Source organism: Flavobacterium polysaccharolyticum (genome assembly GCF_038739875.1).
Taxonomy (GTDB): domain Bacteria; phylum Bacteroidota; class Bacteroidia; order Flavobacteriales; family Flavobacteriaceae; genus Flavobacterium; species Flavobacterium polysaccharolyticum.
In genome coordinates this window covers 1-20,962 of record NZ_JBCGDP010000003.1, presented here as the reverse complement: position 1 = coordinate 20,962, position 20,962 = coordinate 1, and the positions used below count along the sequence as shown (strand labels likewise).

Below are 20,962 nucleotides of genomic sequence, written 5' to 3'. Positions count from 1 at the left end.
GTACTTTTTAGTGCATAACTTACTTTAAAGTTACTTTTATTGAAAATCAATGGTTTATGGAAGAAAAAAAAATAAAAAAAGAAGATTTTAATTTATTGAATTGTCCCATTCGAACGATTTTAGATCGTTTTGGAGATAAATGGTCGGTTTTAGTCTTGTTGATTTTAGGAGAAAAGAAGAAGCTCCGTTTTAATGCCATTAATAAAGAAATTGGAACGGATATTTCGCAAAAAATGCTCACAGTCACCTTGCGAACGCTAGAAGCTGATGGTTTGGTACTCCGCACGGTTTATCCTGAAGTACCGCCAAGAGTAGAGTACGAAATTACACCTTTGGGTGCGTCTTTAGTACCACACATAGATAATCTAGCACAATGGGCAGCAGTGAACATGCAAAACATTAAAACTTCCCGAGAGCGATTTAAAAATAGTTAAAATACTATTGTTTTTCGTTCACAGTAGGTGCTTCAAAATTGTCGTAGTACGTAAAATCTTTGGTGATTTGTCCGTTTTCAATCGTGAAAATGGTGCAAATGGGTAAGCTAAATTTAGATTGATCTGGCGCAGTACCAGTTGAAATGAACTCCACTACTATATGTTTGCCATTCGAAGGATAAATGGCTACGATGGAGTCGTGTACATCTGGAAAAAGGGACGCCAATTCTGTATATTTTTGAGCAATTTGTTGTCTTGTTTGCACTACAGTCCCTGGACCCAAACTCGGATCCTTGAATAGCGCTTTTTCACTATACATTTGTGCCATTTTTTGCCATTGGTGTTGATTGAAATACACATAGTATTGTTGTACTATTTTCTCATTATCGATAGCCGATGTATTGGAATTAACACAAGAAGAGAATACCAAAATTGCGAAACCAAGTGATATTAGTTTTTTCATAAGTGGATATCTAGTGGTTTGTTTTTCAGTTATTTGTAAAAGTAAAAATAAATTATTCTAACTTTAACTCATACTTTTTTTTGTGTTTTTTTAGTATTGTATTGCTCTTAAGTTGTATGGCTTTGGGTAATTTTTTCCAATTGGGGTCATACACAACGTTATAGACGTCATCTTCATTTCCTGCGGGATAATAAGCTGTGGCTTTAGCTTTTTGGAGTTCGTATGATTTTGGTTTGTCTGGAAAGCTATAAATGATTTGTTTGTAGGGTTTGGCGTCCAAGCCATCACTTTCTCCTAAGTAAGCGAGGTAGAATTCAGGTTTACCGTCTTTGTTTTCGTCACTGATGGAGCAATTGGCATAATCAAATTCTGGCCAATACACCGGATTACCAGCATCCTGAAATTTTATTTTTTCTACAAGACCTCCATGATCGTGCAATAGTACTAATGCATGCAATTGGTGTACACTATACAAGAGGGTATCAATGGGTTTTCCTTTCATCTCACTGTGTTGCCAGGTTCCTTTTTCATGTTCCCATTTTTTGTTTTTTGGATTGTATATTTCGCCCACGCTGCCTTCTTTGTAGTCTATGACTCTTGATAGTTGTTGTATCTTTTTTTTGAAAACAAATTCAAAATATCCAACTTCGCTTTCGCAATGAATGAGCATCGTGGTTTTTCCATAGACATCTTTCTCATAATTGTAATCAAAGTCTAACCCTACTTCTTTATGAAATTTCAAGCTGTCTTTTGGGTAGTAATATTTGACTTCTATTGGTCGTTTTTGTGCCGTAACACTAAGTGCGAATACTAGCAGTATAAAGAGGAAACGTATGTTCATTATTGAGGAAAAAATCTTTTTGGTTGTAAAAAAAAAATGAATTGCTTTTAGTTTCCAATTAGCATTTGGAGACCTTGTTACACTAAAATGTAGTTGGTCTTAAAGTAGTAGGTCTTAAAAAAGAAGCATTATCAGCAGTGAACTACTCGTCTTTCTTGTATTTCTTCGAATTGGATTGCATTAAGAGATAGGGAATTCCGATAGCTAAAGCTCCAAAAAACGTATATTTTTCAATCGCAGGATTTTGAAAATAATCGGCGATAAGACCTCCTATAATAATTACGATTCCCATTCCTATCATTACATTTCTAAATAAGGTAGTCATTGCTTCGATTTTAAATTTATTTTGTTCTTCTTTGGACAGCGTATTGTAACCAGCAATAAGGAAATACATTTTCCCATGTTTGATTAGAATTCCTAAAACTATGAAAAAGAGGGCTATTCCTAGCATAATGTAGTTGTATTTTGATTAAAAAACTAACTCTAAATTAGTTCTTTTTACGCTGTAAATGTTACTTTTTTTAATTAAAATTAAAAAAACAAAAAGTGGGCCTCTCAGCCCACTTCTCTTTACAATACATTATTAAATTACTTCTTGATAATTTTTTGCATGGTTTCTTGTCCGTTTTCAAAGCGAATCAGCACAAAATAAAGACCACTACTTAATCGGCTTACATCGATAGTCTTGGCATTTGTATTGCTTTCTAAGACAGTAGTGCCTTGTGGAGAAAAGATACTGAAACCCGATACTGCTGAGGTAGATTCTATTTGTAAAGTTTGAGTTACTGGATTTGGATATACACGAATTATGTTAATCGTTTCGTCTTTATTGGCAGTTTCTCCCAAAGCTTTACTCGTAGGATTCCCCCATGTATAGCTAAAACCATTGGTTTTATTGATTAAATCTGGGGTTTGATTGGCACTTCCTCCTGAGCCATTATTAAAGATAAGGTTTATAGCAGTTGGTCCAGTGATAGTATATTTATAAAAACCATTAGCATCTGCTGTCATGTTCACACCTGGCCAAACGGCATTAGCAATACTACCAGTCGGTGTAGCACCCCAGTAATATACTTTTGGAGTTACGGTCCAATTCGTAGGAGGTTTAAAATATACCGTAATTGTTGGTACAGCACTAAAAGTATAGCTTTCTGTTTTGATGGCCGAGCTGGTTCCAGCTATGTTTTTAACAAAAGCTTTTAATACAGTGGTTGAGGTAATGGCAAATGATTTACTTCCAACGGATGAGGGAGAAGCTGTAGTCGGTGTCGTTCCGTCGAGGGTATAGTAAATGGTTGAAGTGGTTTCGTTGGCCGTTAAGGTTACATTTACGGTGGTGCCCGTACTGAAACTTTCTCCAGATTTTGAGATCGTCAAATCTGGAGCGATGGTAGGGCATCTGTTGGCAGGTTCACCATTTAACCAACCAGCATTATAAAATTTGATTCCCGCTGTAGTAGACAAGTCAGCAGTTTTTAAAGTCCCATCGTTGAACAATAAATTTGAAGCACTAACTGTTGATGGGAAAGTGTAACTGTACCAATCCCCACAGTCTTTGGTCATCGCAATTCCGGGCCAAGTTACTACTGGGGCAGTTCCTGTTGGTGACCAATAGTAAATTTTTACTGCTGCATTCCAATTGGTTGGTTTTTTAAAATACACTGTAAAGGTTGCAGGAGCGCTAAAAGTGTAGGTTTCTGTTTTGATAATAGAGCTAGTTCCAGCGGTGTTTTTTACGAAGGCTTTAAGTACAGTAGTAGCGGTAATGGCTATACTTTTACTACCTACAGCTGAAGGCGAAGCTGTTGTTGGTGTTGTGCCATCTAGGGTGTAGTAAATGGTAGATGTTGCTTCATTTGCAGTAAGCGTTGCATTCACTGTGGCGCCAGTAGTGAAATTGCCGCCTACTGGTGCAATGGTCAAATCAGGTGCAATAGGAGTGACGTTGCAACGATTAGTAGGTTCGCTAGCTAGCCAAGCTCCATCATAGAATTTAATTCCTGCGGTTGCCGATAAGTCGCCGGTTTTTAATGTACCGTCGTTAAAAAGTAAGTTCGAAGCGGATACAGTACTTGGGAAGGTGTATTTATACCAATCTCCACAGTCTTTGGTCATTGCTACTCCTGGATAAGTAACTGCTGGTGCTGTTCCTGTAGGTGACCAATAGTAAATTTTTACTGCTGCATTCCAATTGGTTGGTTTTTTGAAATAAACAGTAAATTCAGGTAAAGCCCCAATTGAAATGGTTTTGGTGATCGTTTCTGAAATGTTACCTTCATTATCCACAGCAAATACTTTTATAGTTGTTGTCTGAGTGATGCTGATAGTTTTGCTGCTAATTGCGCTAGCTGATGCAGTTGTTGGAACACTACCATCAGTGGTGTAGTAGATTTTTGGAGAGGGATCTGTACTATCTGTGGCTTTTATGGTCACGTCTACCGTTGTTGGTGAGTTTGTAATGTCTGGCGTAAAAGTAAGTTTTGGGGCTACATCTAGATTTTTTCCAACCCAAACGTGTTGAATTTTCGATTTGGTGACATTACCTTTTTTATCAGTTACTTCTACATAGTAATCGACTAACTTTTCCGAAAGTCCTGCGATTTCTGCATGGTATTGATTGGCAATTACGGTAGGCAGCATGTACAAATCGGCTTGGGTACTGTTGGTTACATTGCCTTTAGGGAAAACTCTTTCTGTCATTGGTAAACTTACCCAAGAACCCACTTCAGTTCCACCAGCATACGTATCGTTATGATTGGAGCTTAAATTGTTTTTCCCATCATTATCAATACGGTATTTTAGTTCGGCTCTTTCAATACCGCTTACATCATAAGCAAAAGTGTACACCGTGAAGTCGGCTGAATTCAAGAATTCTTTGTAAGCATAAGGTGCTCCATATCCTTTTTCTCCAGGATTATAAGGCCATCGCTGTGGAATAAAAACAGAAGGTTTGGTGTTGTCAACGCCTGGGTGAGCATTAAGTGTAAGTTGTGCAAACTCCACACAGCGATTGACAGCCAAGGTCGTTTTGATTTCTAAATCCTCGGCTAAACCATAATACGCGTTTCCACTGTCGTATCCAGCCATCAAAAAATGCCATGCTTTTTCAGCTGGACTTATGGCTGCAGTTGGATTTACGATTTCGCTGATGCGTAGATTGCTTCCTTCGAGTTGTTCGGCCATGATGGCGTGATTTTCACCTGCGGTTGTGATGGCTTGGTTCATCATATCTTCAGTCCAGCCATTAGGATTGAATTTTTTGGTTACAGGATCAAAGAAAGGCCAGAGCCAGTTGGTAAATTGCGGATGACCAAAATCGCCATCGGCATTCACCCATGCACCGTCTTCTACGTGCACTACTTCAGATTCTGGGACAGGATGGTCTTGTAAATATTGTGGAATCGTAGTGGCATTATTTCCTTTGGCTGCCGAAGCATGCGAAAAACCAGTAACCGATTCGTTATAATACGAAGAACCGCCACCCCAAGCATTATCGCCATCATGAGCAAATAAAACCAAAGGTTGTCGTGGAGATGTTGAAGCTTTGGCAGCAATAGGGTCAATTAGTGAAGTACCAATGGCTGAATAGCCGTCTTCATAACTTTCGTAATCCGCCATAGGAACCACGGTGATTTTGTATTCCTGAGCGGTTTCAGGATCGATGTATTTGGCTTTATAAGGCAAATAAGAGTAAGGAATAGCGAATTGTCCTCCGCGTGCATCTTTTTGAGCAGAAAACCACGTATTTCCTTTGGTATCTACTTGGTCAGCTTTGTTGGGAACATCACACATCGTTCCGCCAGAACCGTATTTTAAAGGATAATCAGATAAGGTTCTTGAAAGGTGGCTATTAGCAATAACTGACCATTCTATACCACATTCTTTTAAGGTTTTGATGATTCTTTCCGAGAAAGCGCATTCTGCAGGCCAATAACCTTTGGAGTTGTGGGTGCCAAACAATTGAGCGCTGTAGTATTGATGTGCTTTGATTTCTTTGGTCAAGGCTTCGTCGCTTAACAAAGGCGATAAGGCGTGGTGCATCGTAAAAGAAACCACTTCCATTCTAGAAAATCCACCCGAAGTTTTCCAGGCTTTAGCATCCTTGATGTTTTGCGTCCACGAGGTCGAATAGCCCCATTGGTTAGCTTGGGCTAATTCCTGTACGTTTTCCATCAAGGAACCTCCGTAAGTGATTTGAGCCCCTGCTTTGGGCAAATCAGCTATAGAGGAAATGGCATTTTTTGGGGCAAATTGGTAGGCTGCTACACGGTCGCCGGTGCTAAAAATTTCCACCAAGTTATTAGTAGGGTGGGCTAGTCCGTTCTTGTCGTTATTAGCCCCAGATGTTTTCAAATCTTGCGATTCTTTAACCATCTGGTAGCGATTGGGGTTTTTCTTGCTGACATCACCCCAATAAGTGGGTTGGTGCAAATGCCACAAATAAGAAGTGCTTATCTGTGCTTTCGCTCCCCAAACATGTACGAGTAGGGGGATAAGCCATAGTACTAATTTTTTCATAATTTAATTTTTTGTAGTTAAAACATTGAAATTTTGTTAAATTTATCAAAAAACAACATTTAAATTATGAATGTTATAGTGTAAGCTTTTACTACAACGTTTTAGTGTTTACAACTTTATTTCAAAAGCATTTTTTGTAACAAATAAATTTAGAGATTCTTGTAAAATTAACATCATATTGAAAATATGTTAATTTTATAAGAATTGATCTGCTTTTAAGGCTAAAATGATGACTGTTTTTGGAAATTTAAAAAAGGAAACCCAATAGAGAATTTTCGATTTAAAATAGAGCGAATATTCTCTAGGAGCACCACTTTTGTGCCTACCACACGAGTCGTCCCGCTGTTCGTTATATCTTGCTTGTCGAACCCCGTCAAGCAAGGATGCCACTACCATCGGGGCTAGGCGAGGGGTTTTGGTTTTCATGACATAAAAAAACAGCAACATTCTTTTTTAGAATATTGCTGTTTAGGATTGGTGTTGTAAAGAAAACGAATTGTTTTTTATAGGTTAACAGGATGCTACTTGCTGAATCAGAAGCATATGTATATTGTTTAAATTGGTTGTAGTTGTTGGGGATAGTTTTTAATTAATAATCCCATATTTTTGAAATTATTTTCTTTTGATCATGTAAATCGGTTCCGCTTATTCTGTCCCAAAATCTTCCACCGACAAGTTGTTCAGCATCATACGTTTTCACTAGATAGTCATCTATTTTTCCATCTAGTTCTTTATTTTCCATTAAAAAAGTCCATAATGATAAACGTCCTTTGTCATCTTCAGCTAAAACACTTTTTACATAGGCGTGCGGAATCGGAATATCAATTCCCAAATCATCATGCTTTCCAATTGTTTCAATTGCTTTATTGAAGTAAAATATTGGTGCTGAAAGGACGTATGTTTCTAAAATTTCTTCTTTAGAATTGAGAACTCTGACTTTTTCTTCCAGCTTACTCCATAAACCACGATTTAGATCTGATTTTTGAGGTGTCATATTCGAGAGTAGGAATGTTTCACTATTTTGAATTGATTGATTGATTTGATTAGCACTTGATACTAAATGTCCTCGATCGTATCCACTACCTTTATAATTATCTAAACTTGCTCTAAATCGTGGTGGGATTCTTATATCTGCTCTGAAATTATCAAGTCGTTCAACTGGATTGAGAACTGTTCCAACAAGATAATTATTTCTATTTATTATCTCCAAGGCCCATTTAGCTTGTCTGAAATACCACGAGTATCCAATAGTAAAAAAACGATTGGTTAAAATTTCGTCGCACGGTGGTGCACCATACCTAAGTTCAGGCTGCATTAAAAAAGGATTATCCATAACTATTTGATATTAAGTTGTTTGTTGAAAGTTATGTAAAATTTCTTTACAATTCTATTCGTTAGTAACAAAATTGTGTTTTAACTTATTGAAGTGAATATGAATTATAAATTCTCACTACTGTTGTATTGATTTGCTGCGCTTTTAAAACTTGAAGTTAAACGAACCATCTTTCGTTTTTAAAATAGAGTGAATATCTTGTAGAATACAGTCTTTTAAAAAAATGTGTTGAAAAACATAACTTTTATAAATAATATTTTTAATATACAACCAAAAAATTAGCGATAATCTGACCAATCTGCGTGCCATTTTAATATAAAAATATTTGTCTCCATACGGTAGATTACCATCGGGCCAGGCTAGGGGTTTTGGTTTTCATAACATAAAAAAAACAGCAATAGTGTTTTTTATATTTCTGTTAGTGGTTTATTCTAGTAAAATTCGGTGAAGTAATATTAACTATTTCGCAAAACAGTTTATTTTGCTACGACTTATTGGCAGCTTGTACAATTTCCGTTATATCAATTTTTACATTTTTTTTAAGTTGAAACTTGGTATCAATCAATTCTTGTAACTTCTGATTGTCTTTGTAAAAATCTTTTAGCGCACTTTTAAATTTTTCTAAGTTTCCTATTCCGGTATTTAAAAAGAGGTAGATACCGTCTGATTTTTCAAAGGTAAAAAAAGTACCAAGTGGAGCTCCGTTTTGATTTACAGTTTGAAACTGATATAAACAAGTTTTTTTGCCTAGAATTAAGGGTTCAAGGAATCTCAGGTTTTTTTCGGTAATGGTTGGCTTTGAAAAGAATTGATATGCTTTTTCGTCATATATAAAACCAAAACTTTTTATATCCTCAGGCTTAAGTTTTTTGGTTTCGTTAGGGCCATCATTAACTTCAACTTTAAACAAAAACTTTGAAAAATCAACTGCTCCAAAAATTGATTTTGGCATTTTTATTTGGGTACTAATGCTATCATTCGTTTTAGTAATGTAGTATCCAGGAACTGTAGTTTGGGAGTAGGAATAACCAAAAAAAGTCAAATAGAGGATTGAAGAAATTAGATGTCTCATAGTGTTTTGAATTTTAATTTCACAAGCAAGTATAGGGTTTTATTCAATAACCTGTATAATAGTGTTTTAGTAAAAATAATGTATTTAAATTGCAATAAAAAAAGAATTCTCGCTAAACTTTTGGTTCTTCAACAGTATTGAAATTATGATTCATTTTTATAGTGTTCATAATACTCAATCAAGGTTGCTATGAGTTCATCCGAAGCAATAGTAAGTCCACTAGCTGAAATGTTGAAAGGCGAATTGTAGTTCTTAATGTTAAACTGCATTAATTTACGTTTGAATCCATTGGTCTCTTTTTCGAGCCAATAATCCGAATCTTTGACACCAATAATTATGATTCTTGTACTTTGAATGCTGATTTCATCAAAACCACTGATTTCACTCCATTTGATATAGTCTGTCAATGATTTCTTTGGATTCACGTTCAATCCTTCGGGAGCAATAATCAGAGCGATTTCAGATTTAATGACTCTTTTTAATGCTATAAATGCACCTAATCCAAAAAACAGAATCGAAGCCACTCCAATACCACGAGTTAACATTGGATTTCTGGCTCTCCAACCCGTAAAGTTCTCTGCTTCTATGACTAGCCAAAAACCTAGAGCAACAAATACAATAGCGCCTAATAATAAAACCAATGATTTCTTTTTACTAGAGTAAATTTCAATTTTTTCCATTTGATTTGTCATTTGAATGAAATACAAATAATTAAACAGCTAAGCTGTTATTACTGTTTTTAGATGTCACCTTTATACCAAGTCGTTTCATCACTAAAGCCGTATTTTTTGGATGCTATCTTCCAGTTTTCCGTCTCTTTTTTTAGTACAAATTGATGTTTTTGTACCACTCCTATACCATACTTATAGCGAGTTTCTACTACTGCGCGGTTTGAAGATTTCATTATGAAGAAAATTTCAGTATCGGGATTGCTTAAATAATCGTATTTTGCTGGATTGCCAAAAGAGTAACTGCCCCCTGCGGAAGGGTTCAAAGCGATTGGGGTAAGTAGTTCTTTGTATCGAGCGGCATATTCGTCCCACAGTTCGGTTTCCCCAGGTTGCACTTGGTTGGGGTCTTTCGGGTTTTTCAACTTCTGACTTCGCTCGAATATTTCTCTTTCTAAAAAGTTAATATCTTGCAATTTGTCTACTAAAAAGGCTACGATTTCGTCTTTCAGAGGAATGAATTTTTCATGCGTTTCACTTATGCTGATGTTTAAATCGTTTATAGACACTTTCAGCATCTTTTGATTTGAATCGTTTGATTTCTTTCCAAAGAATTGGTTAAATAATCCCATTTTTATTGCTTTTCAAAATAGTTGTTAAAAATCTAGGAGCCTTTTATACGAGTCTCTTCGTCATTCTAAGCCCTTGAATTAATTCGTTTTATCTTTCTTAAGAGTAGTAAATCTAATAAAACTATTTCTTTTTTATGCGGACAGCTTACAAAAAAAGAACCTATTGTTATTCCTTTTCAGAATTCTTTAAAAGTAAATTGTCGTAAAAAAAACACTTGAATTGTTAATGTAAATGTTCTTTCAAGGAGCACCACCTTAGTACGCACCACACTAGTCGTCCCGCTGTTCGTTATATCTTGCTTGTCGAACCCCGCCAAGCAAGGATGCCACTACCATCGGGGCTAGGCGAGGAGGTTTTGGTTTTCATAACATAAAAAAAACAGCAAAATTCATTTTGAATAGTGCTGTTTTGGGAATGATGTTGTCAAACGTTTTTATTTACTACTTCGCCCAACTTTCTCTTTTGTTGAAAAGGCAATTCTAATGTTGGGACAATTGTCTTTTACTTTGTTGGTATGAATCAGCGTGTCATTTCTGAAGATAAATTTTTCATTCTCAAAAATTTCATAAGTAGCTTCACGACCATTTGGTTCACAATCTTTTATTGTTTTGTAATCTCCACTATACGGCTCGTTGAAAGGAATACAAATCACTCCAAAAGGATGTTGAAACAAACATCTTTTTGGTTTTATGCTATTTAAAATGATAGTGTCCTTTTCAATTTTCCATATTCCGCTGCTTTTGGAACCGCTTTCGCAACTTCGACTTGAATATTCGAAGCTGTTGTTTTCCTTGATGCTTAATTTTGCTCTAAAAGGCATTCCTTGAACAGTGTCATACCACGTTCTCACAAATTTTGGATTTTCGATGGTTTGCGGTAACTCTTTTTTACAACTTGAAAATAAAACCAAGCAAACAAACAGAAAGCCTATTTGGTTTTTGAAGTCAAAGATTTTGGTTGTATTGCGCATAGGGAAAATGGTGCTACTTTCAATTAAGGTGTGGTTTGACTAATAATGATATTACGAAAAGACAATTCTTTAATTTCTTTTTAAATGTTGTAGCAAGTAAATTAATTACTGCTTAAAAGAAAACCAATTAAAGTAATAAAAAATAGAATTGTCATTCCACCATTCATAATAAATCCAAATACACTTCTAATTCCAGTAGGTTCGTGAAGGCTTTTGAACGAATATGTCATTCCAATTATTGAAACAAGTCCAATTGTTAATCCAATAATTCCAGTAAACATACTAGGAATATGGAGTCCAAGTACTGCCCAAATTAAAAAGATTAATAAGATTATTGATATGATTCCTAATGAAAAAGCTATGTTAGAGTTGGTGTGTTGTGTTATTCGTTGATGCATATTTTATTTTAATTATCTTCAATGTTTAGATATTACAGCTGGTTTTGGTAATAAATTAAGCTCTCTTCATAGATTTGTTAAATACCCAAATTGCTAATAGCGTGTGTGCTTGTTGCATAACTAAAATTCCCTCCTAATATTCTAATTTATCAAATTATTTAAAATTTAACACGCTGACATTTAATGTGTTGTTTGATTTTTAAAAAATGATTAAAAGTTAGATTTAGTCTTTTTTTTAGTTGTGCAACAGCCACGTGTGTTAGCAGTAGTACTTATTTCTTTAGTTCAATTTTCTCTAACGTGTCAGTTTCAATTTCCATTTGTGATTCGTAATTATATTTTTTTATTTTGTGCTTATATTCGATTATATTATTAATCATCTTTATTTCACTTTTTTCAGTTTCTATCCCTTCTTCAATTTTTATTTTTCCACATATTTTTTCAAATATTAGAAGTTTGTTTTCTGCAATTTCATATTGACAACACGCACCTAAAAATCCTGTGAATTTTTCATATACTTTTAAGTTGTCTTTTTCATATTTAACATCTTTTGGATATATGGGAAATAAAATTATTGATGATAATAAACCTAAAAATATTCCACCAAAAATTCTGAATACAATTAGAACGATAAAAGAAAATAAATAATAGGAGTAATAGAAAGTTATTTTTTTGAATGGTTTTCTATTAAGTAAAAACAATGAAATTCCTGAAAGATAAATTACGCATTTGAGAATGAATATTAGTTTTGTATTCAATCCATAATTTGTAATTATTTGAATAGTAAAATTCAAAAACACAAATCCTAGAATTAAGAAATGGAGTTTTTTTAAATTCTGATTAGTTTTAATTAAGTTCAAATTTTCTGCAATTTTTGAGAGTATTATTGCTAACGTCAGTCTGTGAAAAAAATAAATAAAGTCAACGTATTGATAATCTTGTATTTGATGTTCTTCTCCAGTAGCCTTCCGAATACTTTCCAAATTTTAAAAAGTTTTTTCACAGACTGACATTCTGCCACTACAGCGCGTTTGGGACTAAATTAAGCCCTATTTTCGGATTTGCCAAATCTTCCAAATACAAACCAATTTTTCCATTATGCCAAATGCCCAAATTGCTTGTAGCGTGTGTGCTTGTTGCACAACTAAAATTCCTTCTTAATATTCTGATTCATTAAATTATTTAAAATGTAATATGCTTATTTTCAATGGGTAATTTGTTTTAAAAAAATGATTAAAAGTTAGATTTAGTCTTTTTTTTAGTTGTGTAAAAGCCACGTGTGTTAGCAGTAGTACATTTAGGTTTCTAGTATTTTTCTAATTTTATTATAGTTTATATTTACTTTAAAAAAAGTAAATGGAGCTCTTCCCGTAGGTTGAGTATTTATAAGTATTTTTTCTTTTTCAGTTCTAATAATCGTAACAATTTCTCCTCCGTAACCAATAGAACGATTTGCAGATAATTCTAAAGTTCCATCAAATTGATTTTGGACAATCCATCCATTATTTTTTGCTAATAATTTTCCAATTTCGATAGTAGATAAATCTTTTTTAAAAATTAATGCTGTAAATTTTCTTTCAGTTTCAATTCTGTAAATTATAAAGAGTAAAAAAAATATTCCTGTTAAAAGTACAGAAAGCGAATCTTCTTTTTCAAATTCTGTTATACCAACAAAAATTAAACATATCGGCATTAGAGCAACTAAATAATGGCCTGAATAATCATAATGATTAATTGGCCATTTTAGGTTTTCAATTATATATTCTTTTTTCTTTTGGTTCACTTTTTTATTCTGTGTTTTAGTTCTAATTAATATTTTATAAAATTTAAAATCACTAATTTATTTCTGTTGTTGTTCAAGTCAAATACGTTCCAGCGCTTGGCGATGTTGCGAACTTCGGAACCGATTATTTTCTGTTAGAGATAAAATTTCTTGCGAAAAGCAAACGTGTATTTACTACAAAATTCGCAATCTTGCCAAACGCCTGTTATAAGCCGTTTATTGATATTCGTAAATATTTATTCGACCATCTTTCCTATCTTGTTTTACAAAAATAAGTTTCTCTTTCGGATAAACTTTTTCAATTTCAAGTGTATCGCCACAATCAATTATTTTCTCCCGAGAGTTAGACAATTTTAGAGAAAACCTTTGTCCAAGAGTTTCTCTATCTTTTATTGGATCTTTTTTTATTCCATAATCAGCATAATCAAACGAATAATAATTATGCTCTTTTACTACTTTTAAAAAACCTTCAGAATCTAATCTGTACTCTCTTTCAAATTTATAATATTTGCCATCCAATTTAAATGGTGGTTTATCACCTTCGTACTTATTGTCAAACTCTTTCACGTTTTTTAAGTCTTCGATAAGTTTTGAACTAATACTATCTTCAAACACAATATATCTCGCAACCATTTTTGATTTAATTGGAATTTCTACTTTCTTTTCACAACTTGTCAAAATAGAAAGAAGTAGAATTGTAAAGCTAAATGTCTTTTTCATAGTAGGTTTGTAAATGGCTTATAACGGTTTGCAGCTACAAGAAGTTGGCGATTTCGGAGACGAAAACTGTCTGCCACCACTGAACTTGATACGAAGCACAAAGCTTCATTTAACCACTGAACCGCCACTTTTGGGTAGGTGCTGTTAGGCATTGGCATTCTTGTCGCTTTCATTCAAATCTACTTTTATAATTTCAGAACTATCCTTTTTCTTAATTACTAATGTTGCTATTGACCATTTGTCAGTCTCACCATTTGAAAATTTCATTCGCTCAATCCCTTTTTCTCCAAACAAGTAATAGCCCTTTTCTTCCAAGTCCTTTAATAGCTTGTTGAGTTCAAACCCCATTTTTACCTTGTCATATGTCTCAACCATTCCGCTTATATCTCCATAGTCAACCAAATCTTGTAGAACACCACCTATATATTCAGCGTCTTCTTCGTTTTCTATTTCATCATAATCTGTTCTATAGCCATGCGAATCTGAAACGATGTTTAATAAGTCTTTTCCTGAAGTTATTCTTGTCAAGAATTTTGGTTGAGCTTTTTTCTGAGAGTTAATTGCATTATTGATTATTGTCTGAACCCACTTTTCGTGATTCAACTTGATATATCTTAAAAGTTCTTCTGTGTATGTGTCAGTTAGTTCGTCAATTTCACGATGATGATTTCTGCACAAAAGAATTAGATTGTCAAATAGGTCATAGTCGGAAATATTTGGTTTATGTCTTGGACCGTTGTCTTTACTGCTAATTATATGACACTCTTCACCGATATTGAATTCTTCCGAGTCAACTTTATTTGAGAATAATTCTGTTTTACAGATTGAACATCTGTTGCCTGATTTTGCCCAAAGACTTTTTCTCGTTCTGTCGGTTATTGCCATTGTTGTCGGTTTTCTATGCTTGTGTCTAACGTTCTGGTACTACAGCGGGTTTGGGTTCTAAATTAAGATTTATTTTTCAGTTATCACTAAACTGCTAAATACAAAACCAACTTCCCATTAAGCCAATTGCCCAAATCATAGGAGTGGCTGTTAGCAGGCGTTTATTTCTTTATAATGTTCAATTATATGACTTATTTCAAAAACTGAATAATTTTGGTCACTCAAAGATACTTTCACTTTTTTATTGTTTTTAAGAACGATGAGTAATTTATAATAACTTGAAACATCATTTGGGTCTATTTCTTCTATCAAAGTTGAATCAATATCAGTCCACTTTATTAATTTTCCATTACAAATTATGGATGCTTTAGATATAATCAATTTTGGATTTTGATTAATCATTTTTAAAATTGGTATAATCAAAATGACTACGCAAAAAATAATTGTTAATGACTTATTTGAATATGATTCAATATTTTTCAATAATAGAATGTCAATGATTATGAAAAAAAGCAAAACTTGAAAATTCATTTTAATTGAATTTTTTATAGTCACTTCTTCTCCATAAATTTTACTGCCAAATTCATTATTTTTTTTGGTACTTTCAAATGATGAATTAGTGAAAAACTTTTTTAAAACTTCAATAAACTTTATCACTTGATTCTTTTTTAAGTTCATTTTTTTTGATTGCAGTTGGTTAAATGACTGCTAACGTCTTGGCACTACAGCGGGTTTGGGACTAAATTAAGCCCTATTTTCGGATTAGCCAAATCTTCCAAATATAAAACCAACTTTCCATTAAGCCCAATGCCTAAATCTTGCGAAATCACTGTTACCAGCAGTTAATTTCTTTTTACAGTTTTAAACAAGCTTTCCAAAACCTCTTTATTCTTGCTGTATTTGTATAAGCTTTGGTCTTTTAAAATTGATGTTATTAGAAGTTTTTCAAAGTCTTTTTCAGACCCAAATCCATTTTTTATGCAAATCAAATGATAAAGGAGAGTTTCATAAAACTTATTTATATAATATCCTTTATAGCTTTCCTTTCCTTTATCGGAATCAATTATCATTTCAAAATCTGGGAAGTTCAAATCAGTATATTCAAAGTAGTTTAAACCGTTAAATTTTGGGTATAATTCTATTAAGTTATAAGCTTCTTTATAATTTGGTGGTTTTGGGACATTAATATAACCCCAAATAGAAGTACCGCATAAACTCATGCATTCCATGAAGAAAATACCTTTCTCCGTATCATTTTCTAAGTTGTAGTTATTCAACTCAAAATTTATTTTTTTCATGTTGAATGGTTGATTCTTATTACCGACACCTGCAAATAATATATCATAATATGCATCGACCAATTCATTTCTTGAAATGTCTTTTAATTCTAAACTGTCTATCAATTTATTATTATCGATTTGTTCTTCTTTTCGGATATTATAATTGATTGCTCTAACTATATAAATTTTCTTCAAAGTTTTGGGATCTGGCAATTTTAAAAACTCCGTTTTTAGAAGGTCATTTTTTGTTGTTAGAGTTTGTAAAATAAAACCACTAGTTTTAAGTAAACCAATTGGCATATTCTCTTTCAAATTTTTGAGAGTTTCTTTTGGAGGTTCACTTCTGAACATAAAGTTTTTATATGCTTTACCTAAATCTATTAATTTTTGGTTTTCTTGACTGTAAACAAGGGAAGTCAAGATTGTAAATAAAATTGTGAATGTTATCTTCATAGTTTGTTTAATTGCTTGTAGCGTGTGTGCTTGTTGCACAACTAAAATTCCTTCTTAATATTCTGATTCATTAAATTATTTAAAATGTAATATGCTTATTTTCAATGGGTAATTTGTTTTAAAAAAATGATTAAAAGTTAGATTTAGTCTTTTTTTAGTTGTGTAAAAGCCATGTGTGTTGGTGGCTGGTTGTTCTGTCGAAATTACGAATTTCCGCAAAGTTTCACGCTTCTGTTTTTCGGTTCGCAGTCTTCAAGTTTCCGTTTCAATTGTAACGAAATTCTTTTTTATAAAATTTGGAATTAATAAAATCAAAACGATTAGTAAACAAAACAGCAGAGAAAGCCAAATTCTAAATGGATTAAAAATAGGTAATGAAAATATTCCGACCGATAAGATAAAAAATATTCGACTAAATGCTTTTCTGTTCAATATTGAAGTTAGCACGTTTTGAATTAAGGCGATAATGAAAAAAGCAAGAATAATAAAAGGGAAAACAGTTCCTATAATTAGTTTTTGATTTAGAGTTATCGTTAAATAAACTAGTGCTAGAAGGAAGGAATAAAATACAGTTTGTATTATACTATTTATAAATCCAAATGCTAATATTCGTTTCATATTTTAAACACTGACAGATTATTTTCATTGTATTGTTTTGTCGAAATTCCAATTTTCACACTTTCAATTTTCACGTTTCTTCTTTCTAAATTTTAACTTTTTACGTTTTTGTTGGCACATTCCAATTTTCACGCTTCCGCTTTGTAAACTTTCGGCGGAAACAAATATTTACTTTCAAATCGGAGTTATCTGCGTAATTTCGGCGCAACTTGCCATCACCGTTTCGCAGCTACACGAGGTGCAAGGCTTCGTGACTGCATATTTTCTATTTAAGCAAAAAGTTCAATGCGAAACTGCAATTCCACTAAATCCTTGCATCTTGTGTAACTGCTGTTGGACGATGTTTTTTTACTCGTCTTCTATTTTTGTGTCGATAAATTCATATTCTGAATTTTCAAAACTTACTCCGACTTTTTTAGCTTTAAATTTAACGTGATTATCATCGATAAAAGTGTAAGTGTAAACATCTGTTTTACCCGAATTGAAATGTAATTCGTGAAATTCTCCATTTTCAATCCACCATTGTCCTTTCTCAACAAAGCTTTCAACTTCTCCATTTTCAACTGCTGTAAATAGAAGCAAAAAAGTACCATCTTCAAATCTATGTTGAATCCAATACTTGACAAGTCCTTTTCTTTGATTATCATTTTCAGAACCTTTCCAACTTCCAAACATTTTATTGTCAAGTTTGTTTGCTTTAGAATTTTTTTCTTGTGCGTTTGAGATAGCTATTATTCCAAAAAAGGCAATTAATAATAATTTTTTCATAAGTTTATTTTTGGTTTATTTAAAATGAATTGTTAACGGTACTTTGCTATTGACAATTTCTCCCATACTTTTAGCAGGAATCCATTTAGTTTTTAATATAAATTCTTTTAACTTACTCGTAAAGTATGAAGAATATTTATAATTTTTTTTGTTTTGAAAAGTTAATTCAATATCTATGTCTGTAACAGTTCCGTCTTTATGCAAAATGAAATCAGCTGAAATCCAAGAATAAGAATCTTTTTCCTTTCTAAACTCAAAATCTTTCGGATATTCAGCAATTTTAAAAAAGTCATTTTTATAATTTTTAAAAAAGTCTGAATAATTTTTATCATTTGGATATCTAGATAATGTATCGCATTCCTCAAAGTCATAGATTTTATTCGGATTATTTTTTACATACTGTTTTTCCGCAACAGTTCGCAATGAGTCGATGAAATTTTTTCCAAATCGTTTGTCTATTTCTTGTTCCATTTTATTTGCGTAACAATTCTGTAATTCACCTGGAACTGTGCAATAATACAAAGCAGAATCGATTCTAATATTGTATTTTGAAAGCAACTTATTCATTTCCTCATTACTTCGATATTGAACTACCATTCCGAAAGAATGAAAATATGTTAACTTATTTTGTTTAATATCTTTTTCAGCATTTTTAATTTCTACTTTACAAATCGAATCCCAATATTTATTTTCAGAATCAAGTTCAACTCTTTGTTCTCTTGATGTTTGATTTTGAGATGTTGATTTTCCGCAACTAATAAATGCAAAAAGTAATATGTAATAAATTATTTTCATTTTTTTGGTCAAAATATCGCCCAACGTCAGTCTGTGAAAAAACCTCCGCTTATTGTTTTTCAAAAGTAGTCAAAATTGAGTTACATGAGGAGGAAAAGTTGTATATTTAAGTATGTAACACATATCGGGAATCTCTCGCCAACAGTTACAATTAAGTAGTTTAGAAGATAAAATTACTCTTGATAATCCTGTTCTTTTATTTGAAGCTTTCGTAGAGCATATCTCGCTTGAATTGCTTGGTTTTACGACTCGTATTCTTAAAAGCGAAGGCCTTCCTAGTTTTGAATCAAAAGTATTTCTTAAACTTTATCTTTATGGATATCTCAATGGCCTTAGAAGTTCGAGAAAGCTAGAAAAAGAGAGCATTCGTAATATAGAATTGCACTTAGGCAAAACTCAAGCAGAGTTTAAAAGAAGTGACACGCAAAACCGCACCGAAAAGTCTCGAGGAACGCATCCGAAAAATCAATGACCCGAGCCTGAAAGGCGAATAGGCGAAGCAAATCCAACGAGGATGGTTAAACTATTTTCGGGGAACGAGTATTATGGGCAAACTACGTGATATAGACGGCTGGCTTAGAAACCGACTTCGATATTGCATTTGGCACGATTGGAAGAAACCCGAGCGAAAGAGAAAGAATCTTATACGCTTGGGCATTGACCAAGACCACGCCTATGCTTTTAGTCGCACTCGCAAAGGCGGGTGGGCAATTGCGCAGAGTCCGATTTTGAGTACTACCATTACTTTGAAACGCTTAAAACAGCGTGGCTATCAATCTTTAACCGATGTTTACATCGAACTTAACCCATCTCTTTGCGAACCGCCGAGTACAGCCTGTCCCGAAAGCTTGCGGGATGACCCGTACGCTCGGTGGTGTACTCAGGTTTTTATTGTTTTTTTGGTTTTCGTGAATGTAAACATTTGAGAGGCGCACTCCGTTCCGTTCGGGGCGGAGCCGCCTACTCGATTATAGGGCGGTTGTTTAGTCGAAATTACTATTAAACCGCAATTTTTTCACGCTTCTGTTGGCCAATTCCAGTTTTAACACTTTTACTTTTTAAATTTTAATTTCTAACAATTCAGTTTTTTCTTTTGTTTTCTATTTTCAATTATTGTTAGTATGCTAATTATTATCGAATATGAGATAAAATAAATTCCAATCGTAAAAGGGAATTGTTTTTGAAGAATAAACATAAATGTAAGCGTCAAAATAGGACAAAGAAAAGAAACAAGTATTTTTTGATTTTTGGATTTAGTTCTTAATTTAAAACGATAATAGATGAAAATCGTTGTTAGAACAGGGCAGGCAAATAAAACAAAAAGTGTCAAAATCAAAAGTGGTAAAATATTTGGTGCAATCATATTTATTTTAGTTACTTAATTTATAATCAATAATTTTCATATTCCGACTTTCCGACTTCTGTTGGCAAAGTCCAATTTTCACACTTCCGTTTTCTAAGTTTCATTTTTTCAGATTTGTTTCGCCTGTTCGCTGTCGCTCGTGTCTGTTGGCAGATTCCAATTTTCACGCTTCCGCTTTGTAAACTTTCGGCGGAAACAAATATTTACTTTCAAATCGGAGTTATCTGCGTAATTTCGGCGCAACTTGCCACCAACTTTCCCACGCTACAAGCAGTTTGGAGCTAAATTAAGCGCTATTTTCGGATTTGCCAAATCATCCCAAATACAAGACCAACTTTCCATTAAGCCAATTGCCCAAATCCGTTGTAGCTGTTGGCAGATCGGTTATTGGTCAGATTTCCCTTTTGTAGTTTCCAATTTTATTAATTCTTTTTCGTCGAATTCAAAACTTTCGTTATTGCCATTTGTCCTTTTGATATTTACAATTATGTTCTTTGGAATTCTCTGATTTTTTATTAAATGCTTTTTATATAAATAAGCAATATTTTTAGAATTCAATATAAGATTTATTGAGTTTTCTTTTAAGGAATCACTATTAGTAATGTCTATTATATAATCTTTTTCTTCATTACGCGGTCCCACTTTCTTAGGTCTTGCGTCTATTTTCTCAGGATAATATGAATTTCCAATTTCTTGGATGTAAGTATCATCTAAATCTTGACCATTGTCAGCCTTCTCTTTTTCTACTTTACAAGAGAATGCAAAAAGTAGTAGTGAAAATAATAATATTTTTTTCATAGTATTTTTTACCGGTTATTTGTGACTGTCTGCCAATCGAGTCACGCAATGGAATTTCACCCTTACGTTCTCACGGAACCGTGCTTGAAAGTCTCCCTTCACACGGCTCTTCATAGTATTAAATCACACAAATGTACTTACATTTATGGATGTACCAATAACCAATGTA

The 20,962-nt window shown here is 33.3% G+C and carries 23 protein-coding genes; 3 read left to right on the top strand and 20 right to left on the bottom strand.

Annotated features, from left to right (window positions below):
• The first annotated feature begins 56 nt into the window (after window positions 1-56).
• Entirely contained in the window at window positions 57-434 is a 378-nt protein-coding gene (locus WFZ86_RS03590; RefSeq protein WP_315172073.1) for a winged helix-turn-helix transcriptional regulator, read from the top strand.
• A 4-nt stretch (window positions 435-438) separates the two neighbouring features.
• Here WFZ86_RS03590 and WFZ86_RS03585 read toward each other — a convergent pair whose 3' ends face one another.
• The 18 genes from WFZ86_RS03585 to WFZ86_RS03500 form a co-directional block, all read right to left on the bottom strand.
• Entirely contained in the window at window positions 439-897 is a 459-nt protein-coding gene (locus tag WFZ86_RS03585; protein ID WP_315172072.1) for a nuclear transport factor 2 family protein, read from the bottom strand.
• A 52-nt stretch (window positions 898-949) separates the two neighbouring features.
• Entirely contained in the window at window positions 950-1,738 is a 789-nt protein-coding gene (locus WFZ86_RS03580) for a hypothetical protein (RefSeq protein WP_342690660.1), read from the bottom strand.
• Window positions 1,739-1,880: 142 nt separating this feature from the next.
• Complete coding sequence (locus tag WFZ86_RS03575) at window positions 1,881-2,189, bottom strand: DUF3784 domain-containing protein (RefSeq protein ID WP_315172069.1); 309 nt, start codon at window positions 2,187-2,189, stop codon at window positions 1,881-1,883.
• A gap of 137 nt (window positions 2,190-2,326) precedes the next feature.
• Entirely contained in the window at window positions 2,327-6,256 is a 3,930-nt protein-coding gene (locus tag WFZ86_RS03570) for a starch-binding protein (RefSeq protein ID WP_342690659.1), read from the bottom strand.
• A gap of 589 nt (window positions 6,257-6,845) precedes the next feature.
• On the bottom strand, window positions 6,846-7,571 hold the full coding sequence (locus WFZ86_RS03565) for a DNA/RNA non-specific endonuclease (RefSeq protein WP_342690658.1): 726 nt from the start codon (window positions 7,569-7,571) through the stop codon (window positions 6,846-6,848).
• 502 nt (window positions 7,572-8,073) lie between these two features.
• Window positions 8,074-8,661, bottom strand: coding sequence for a hypothetical protein (locus WFZ86_RS03560; protein ID WP_342690657.1), 588 nt, complete (start codon window positions 8,659-8,661; stop codon window positions 8,074-8,076).
• Window positions 8,662-8,804: 143 nt separating this feature from the next.
• Complete coding sequence (locus tag WFZ86_RS03555; protein ID WP_342690656.1) at window positions 8,805-9,341, bottom strand: STM3941 family protein; 537 nt, start codon at window positions 9,339-9,341, stop codon at window positions 8,805-8,807.
• A gap of 59 nt (window positions 9,342-9,400) precedes the next feature.
• Window positions 9,401-9,961, bottom strand: a complete 561-nt coding sequence (locus WFZ86_RS03550) for a hypothetical protein (protein ID WP_342690655.1) — start codon at window positions 9,959-9,961, stop codon at window positions 9,401-9,403.
• 434 nt (window positions 9,962-10,395) lie between these two features.
• A complete protein-coding gene (locus WFZ86_RS03545; protein WP_342690654.1) occupies window positions 10,396-10,812 on the bottom strand; it encodes a hypothetical protein in 417 nt (138 codons plus the stop codon).
• A gap of 221 nt (window positions 10,813-11,033) precedes the next feature.
• Window positions 11,034-11,330 carry a hypothetical protein gene (locus tag WFZ86_RS03540; protein WP_342690653.1) on the bottom strand — a complete coding sequence of 99 codons (297 nt, stop codon included), beginning with the start codon at window positions 11,328-11,330 and terminating at the stop codon, window positions 11,034-11,036.
• A gap of 272 nt (window positions 11,331-11,602) precedes the next feature.
• A complete protein-coding gene (locus tag WFZ86_RS03535; RefSeq protein WP_342690652.1) occupies window positions 11,603-12,088 on the bottom strand; it encodes a hypothetical protein in 486 nt (161 codons plus the stop codon).
• A gap of 539 nt (window positions 12,089-12,627) precedes the next feature.
• A complete protein-coding gene (locus WFZ86_RS03530; RefSeq protein ID WP_342690651.1) occupies window positions 12,628-13,113 on the bottom strand; it encodes a hypothetical protein in 486 nt (161 codons plus the stop codon).
• A 216-nt stretch (window positions 13,114-13,329) separates the two neighbouring features.
• On the bottom strand, window positions 13,330-13,833 hold the full coding sequence (locus WFZ86_RS03525) for a hypothetical protein (protein ID WP_342690650.1): 504 nt from the start codon (window positions 13,831-13,833) through the stop codon (window positions 13,330-13,332).
• A 144-nt stretch (window positions 13,834-13,977) separates the two neighbouring features.
• A complete protein-coding gene (locus WFZ86_RS03520; RefSeq protein WP_342690649.1) occupies window positions 13,978-14,718 on the bottom strand; it encodes an HNH endonuclease in 741 nt (246 codons plus the stop codon).
• A 150-nt stretch (window positions 14,719-14,868) separates the two neighbouring features.
• On the bottom strand, window positions 14,869-15,396 hold the full coding sequence (locus WFZ86_RS03515; protein WP_342690648.1) for a hypothetical protein: 528 nt from the start codon (window positions 15,394-15,396) through the stop codon (window positions 14,869-14,871).
• Window positions 15,397-15,560: 164 nt separating this feature from the next.
• Window positions 15,561-16,451, bottom strand: coding sequence for a hypothetical protein (locus WFZ86_RS03510; protein WP_342690647.1), 891 nt, complete (start codon window positions 16,449-16,451; stop codon window positions 15,561-15,563).
• 966 nt (window positions 16,452-17,417) lie between these two features.
• Window positions 17,418-17,837, bottom strand: coding sequence for a hypothetical protein (locus WFZ86_RS03505; protein WP_342690646.1), 420 nt, complete (start codon window positions 17,835-17,837; stop codon window positions 17,418-17,420).
• Between the two features lie 15 nt (window positions 17,838-17,852).
• Complete coding sequence (locus tag WFZ86_RS03500; protein WP_342690645.1) at window positions 17,853-18,632, bottom strand: hypothetical protein; 780 nt, start codon at window positions 18,630-18,632, stop codon at window positions 17,853-17,855.
• Window positions 18,633-18,753: 121 nt separating this feature from the next.
• Between WFZ86_RS03500 and WFZ86_RS20395 the strand changes: the two genes are divergently transcribed.
• Both WFZ86_RS20395 and WFZ86_RS03495 read left to right on the top strand, forming a co-directional pair.
• Entirely contained in the window at window positions 18,754-19,104 is a 351-nt protein-coding gene (locus WFZ86_RS20395) for a transposase (RefSeq protein WP_483788274.1), read from the top strand.
• A gap of 31 nt (window positions 19,105-19,135) precedes the next feature.
• Window positions 19,136-19,558 carry a group II intron maturase-specific domain-containing protein gene (locus tag WFZ86_RS03495; RefSeq protein ID WP_425402855.1) on the top strand — a complete coding sequence of 141 codons (423 nt, stop codon included), beginning with the start codon at window positions 19,136-19,138 and terminating at the stop codon, window positions 19,556-19,558.
• A gap of 146 nt (window positions 19,559-19,704) precedes the next feature.
• Here the strand turns inward: WFZ86_RS03495 and WFZ86_RS20480 are convergent, their stop codons facing one another.
• Window positions 19,705-19,995: a hypothetical protein gene (locus WFZ86_RS20480; protein ID WP_483788273.1), complete on the bottom strand. Its 291-nt coding sequence runs from the start codon at window positions 19,993-19,995 to the stop codon at window positions 19,705-19,707.
• 384 nt (window positions 19,996-20,379) lie between these two features.
• Entirely contained in the window at window positions 20,380-20,793 is a 414-nt protein-coding gene (locus WFZ86_RS03490) for a hypothetical protein (RefSeq protein WP_342690644.1), read from the bottom strand.
• Window positions 20,794-20,962 lie beyond the last annotated feature (169 nt).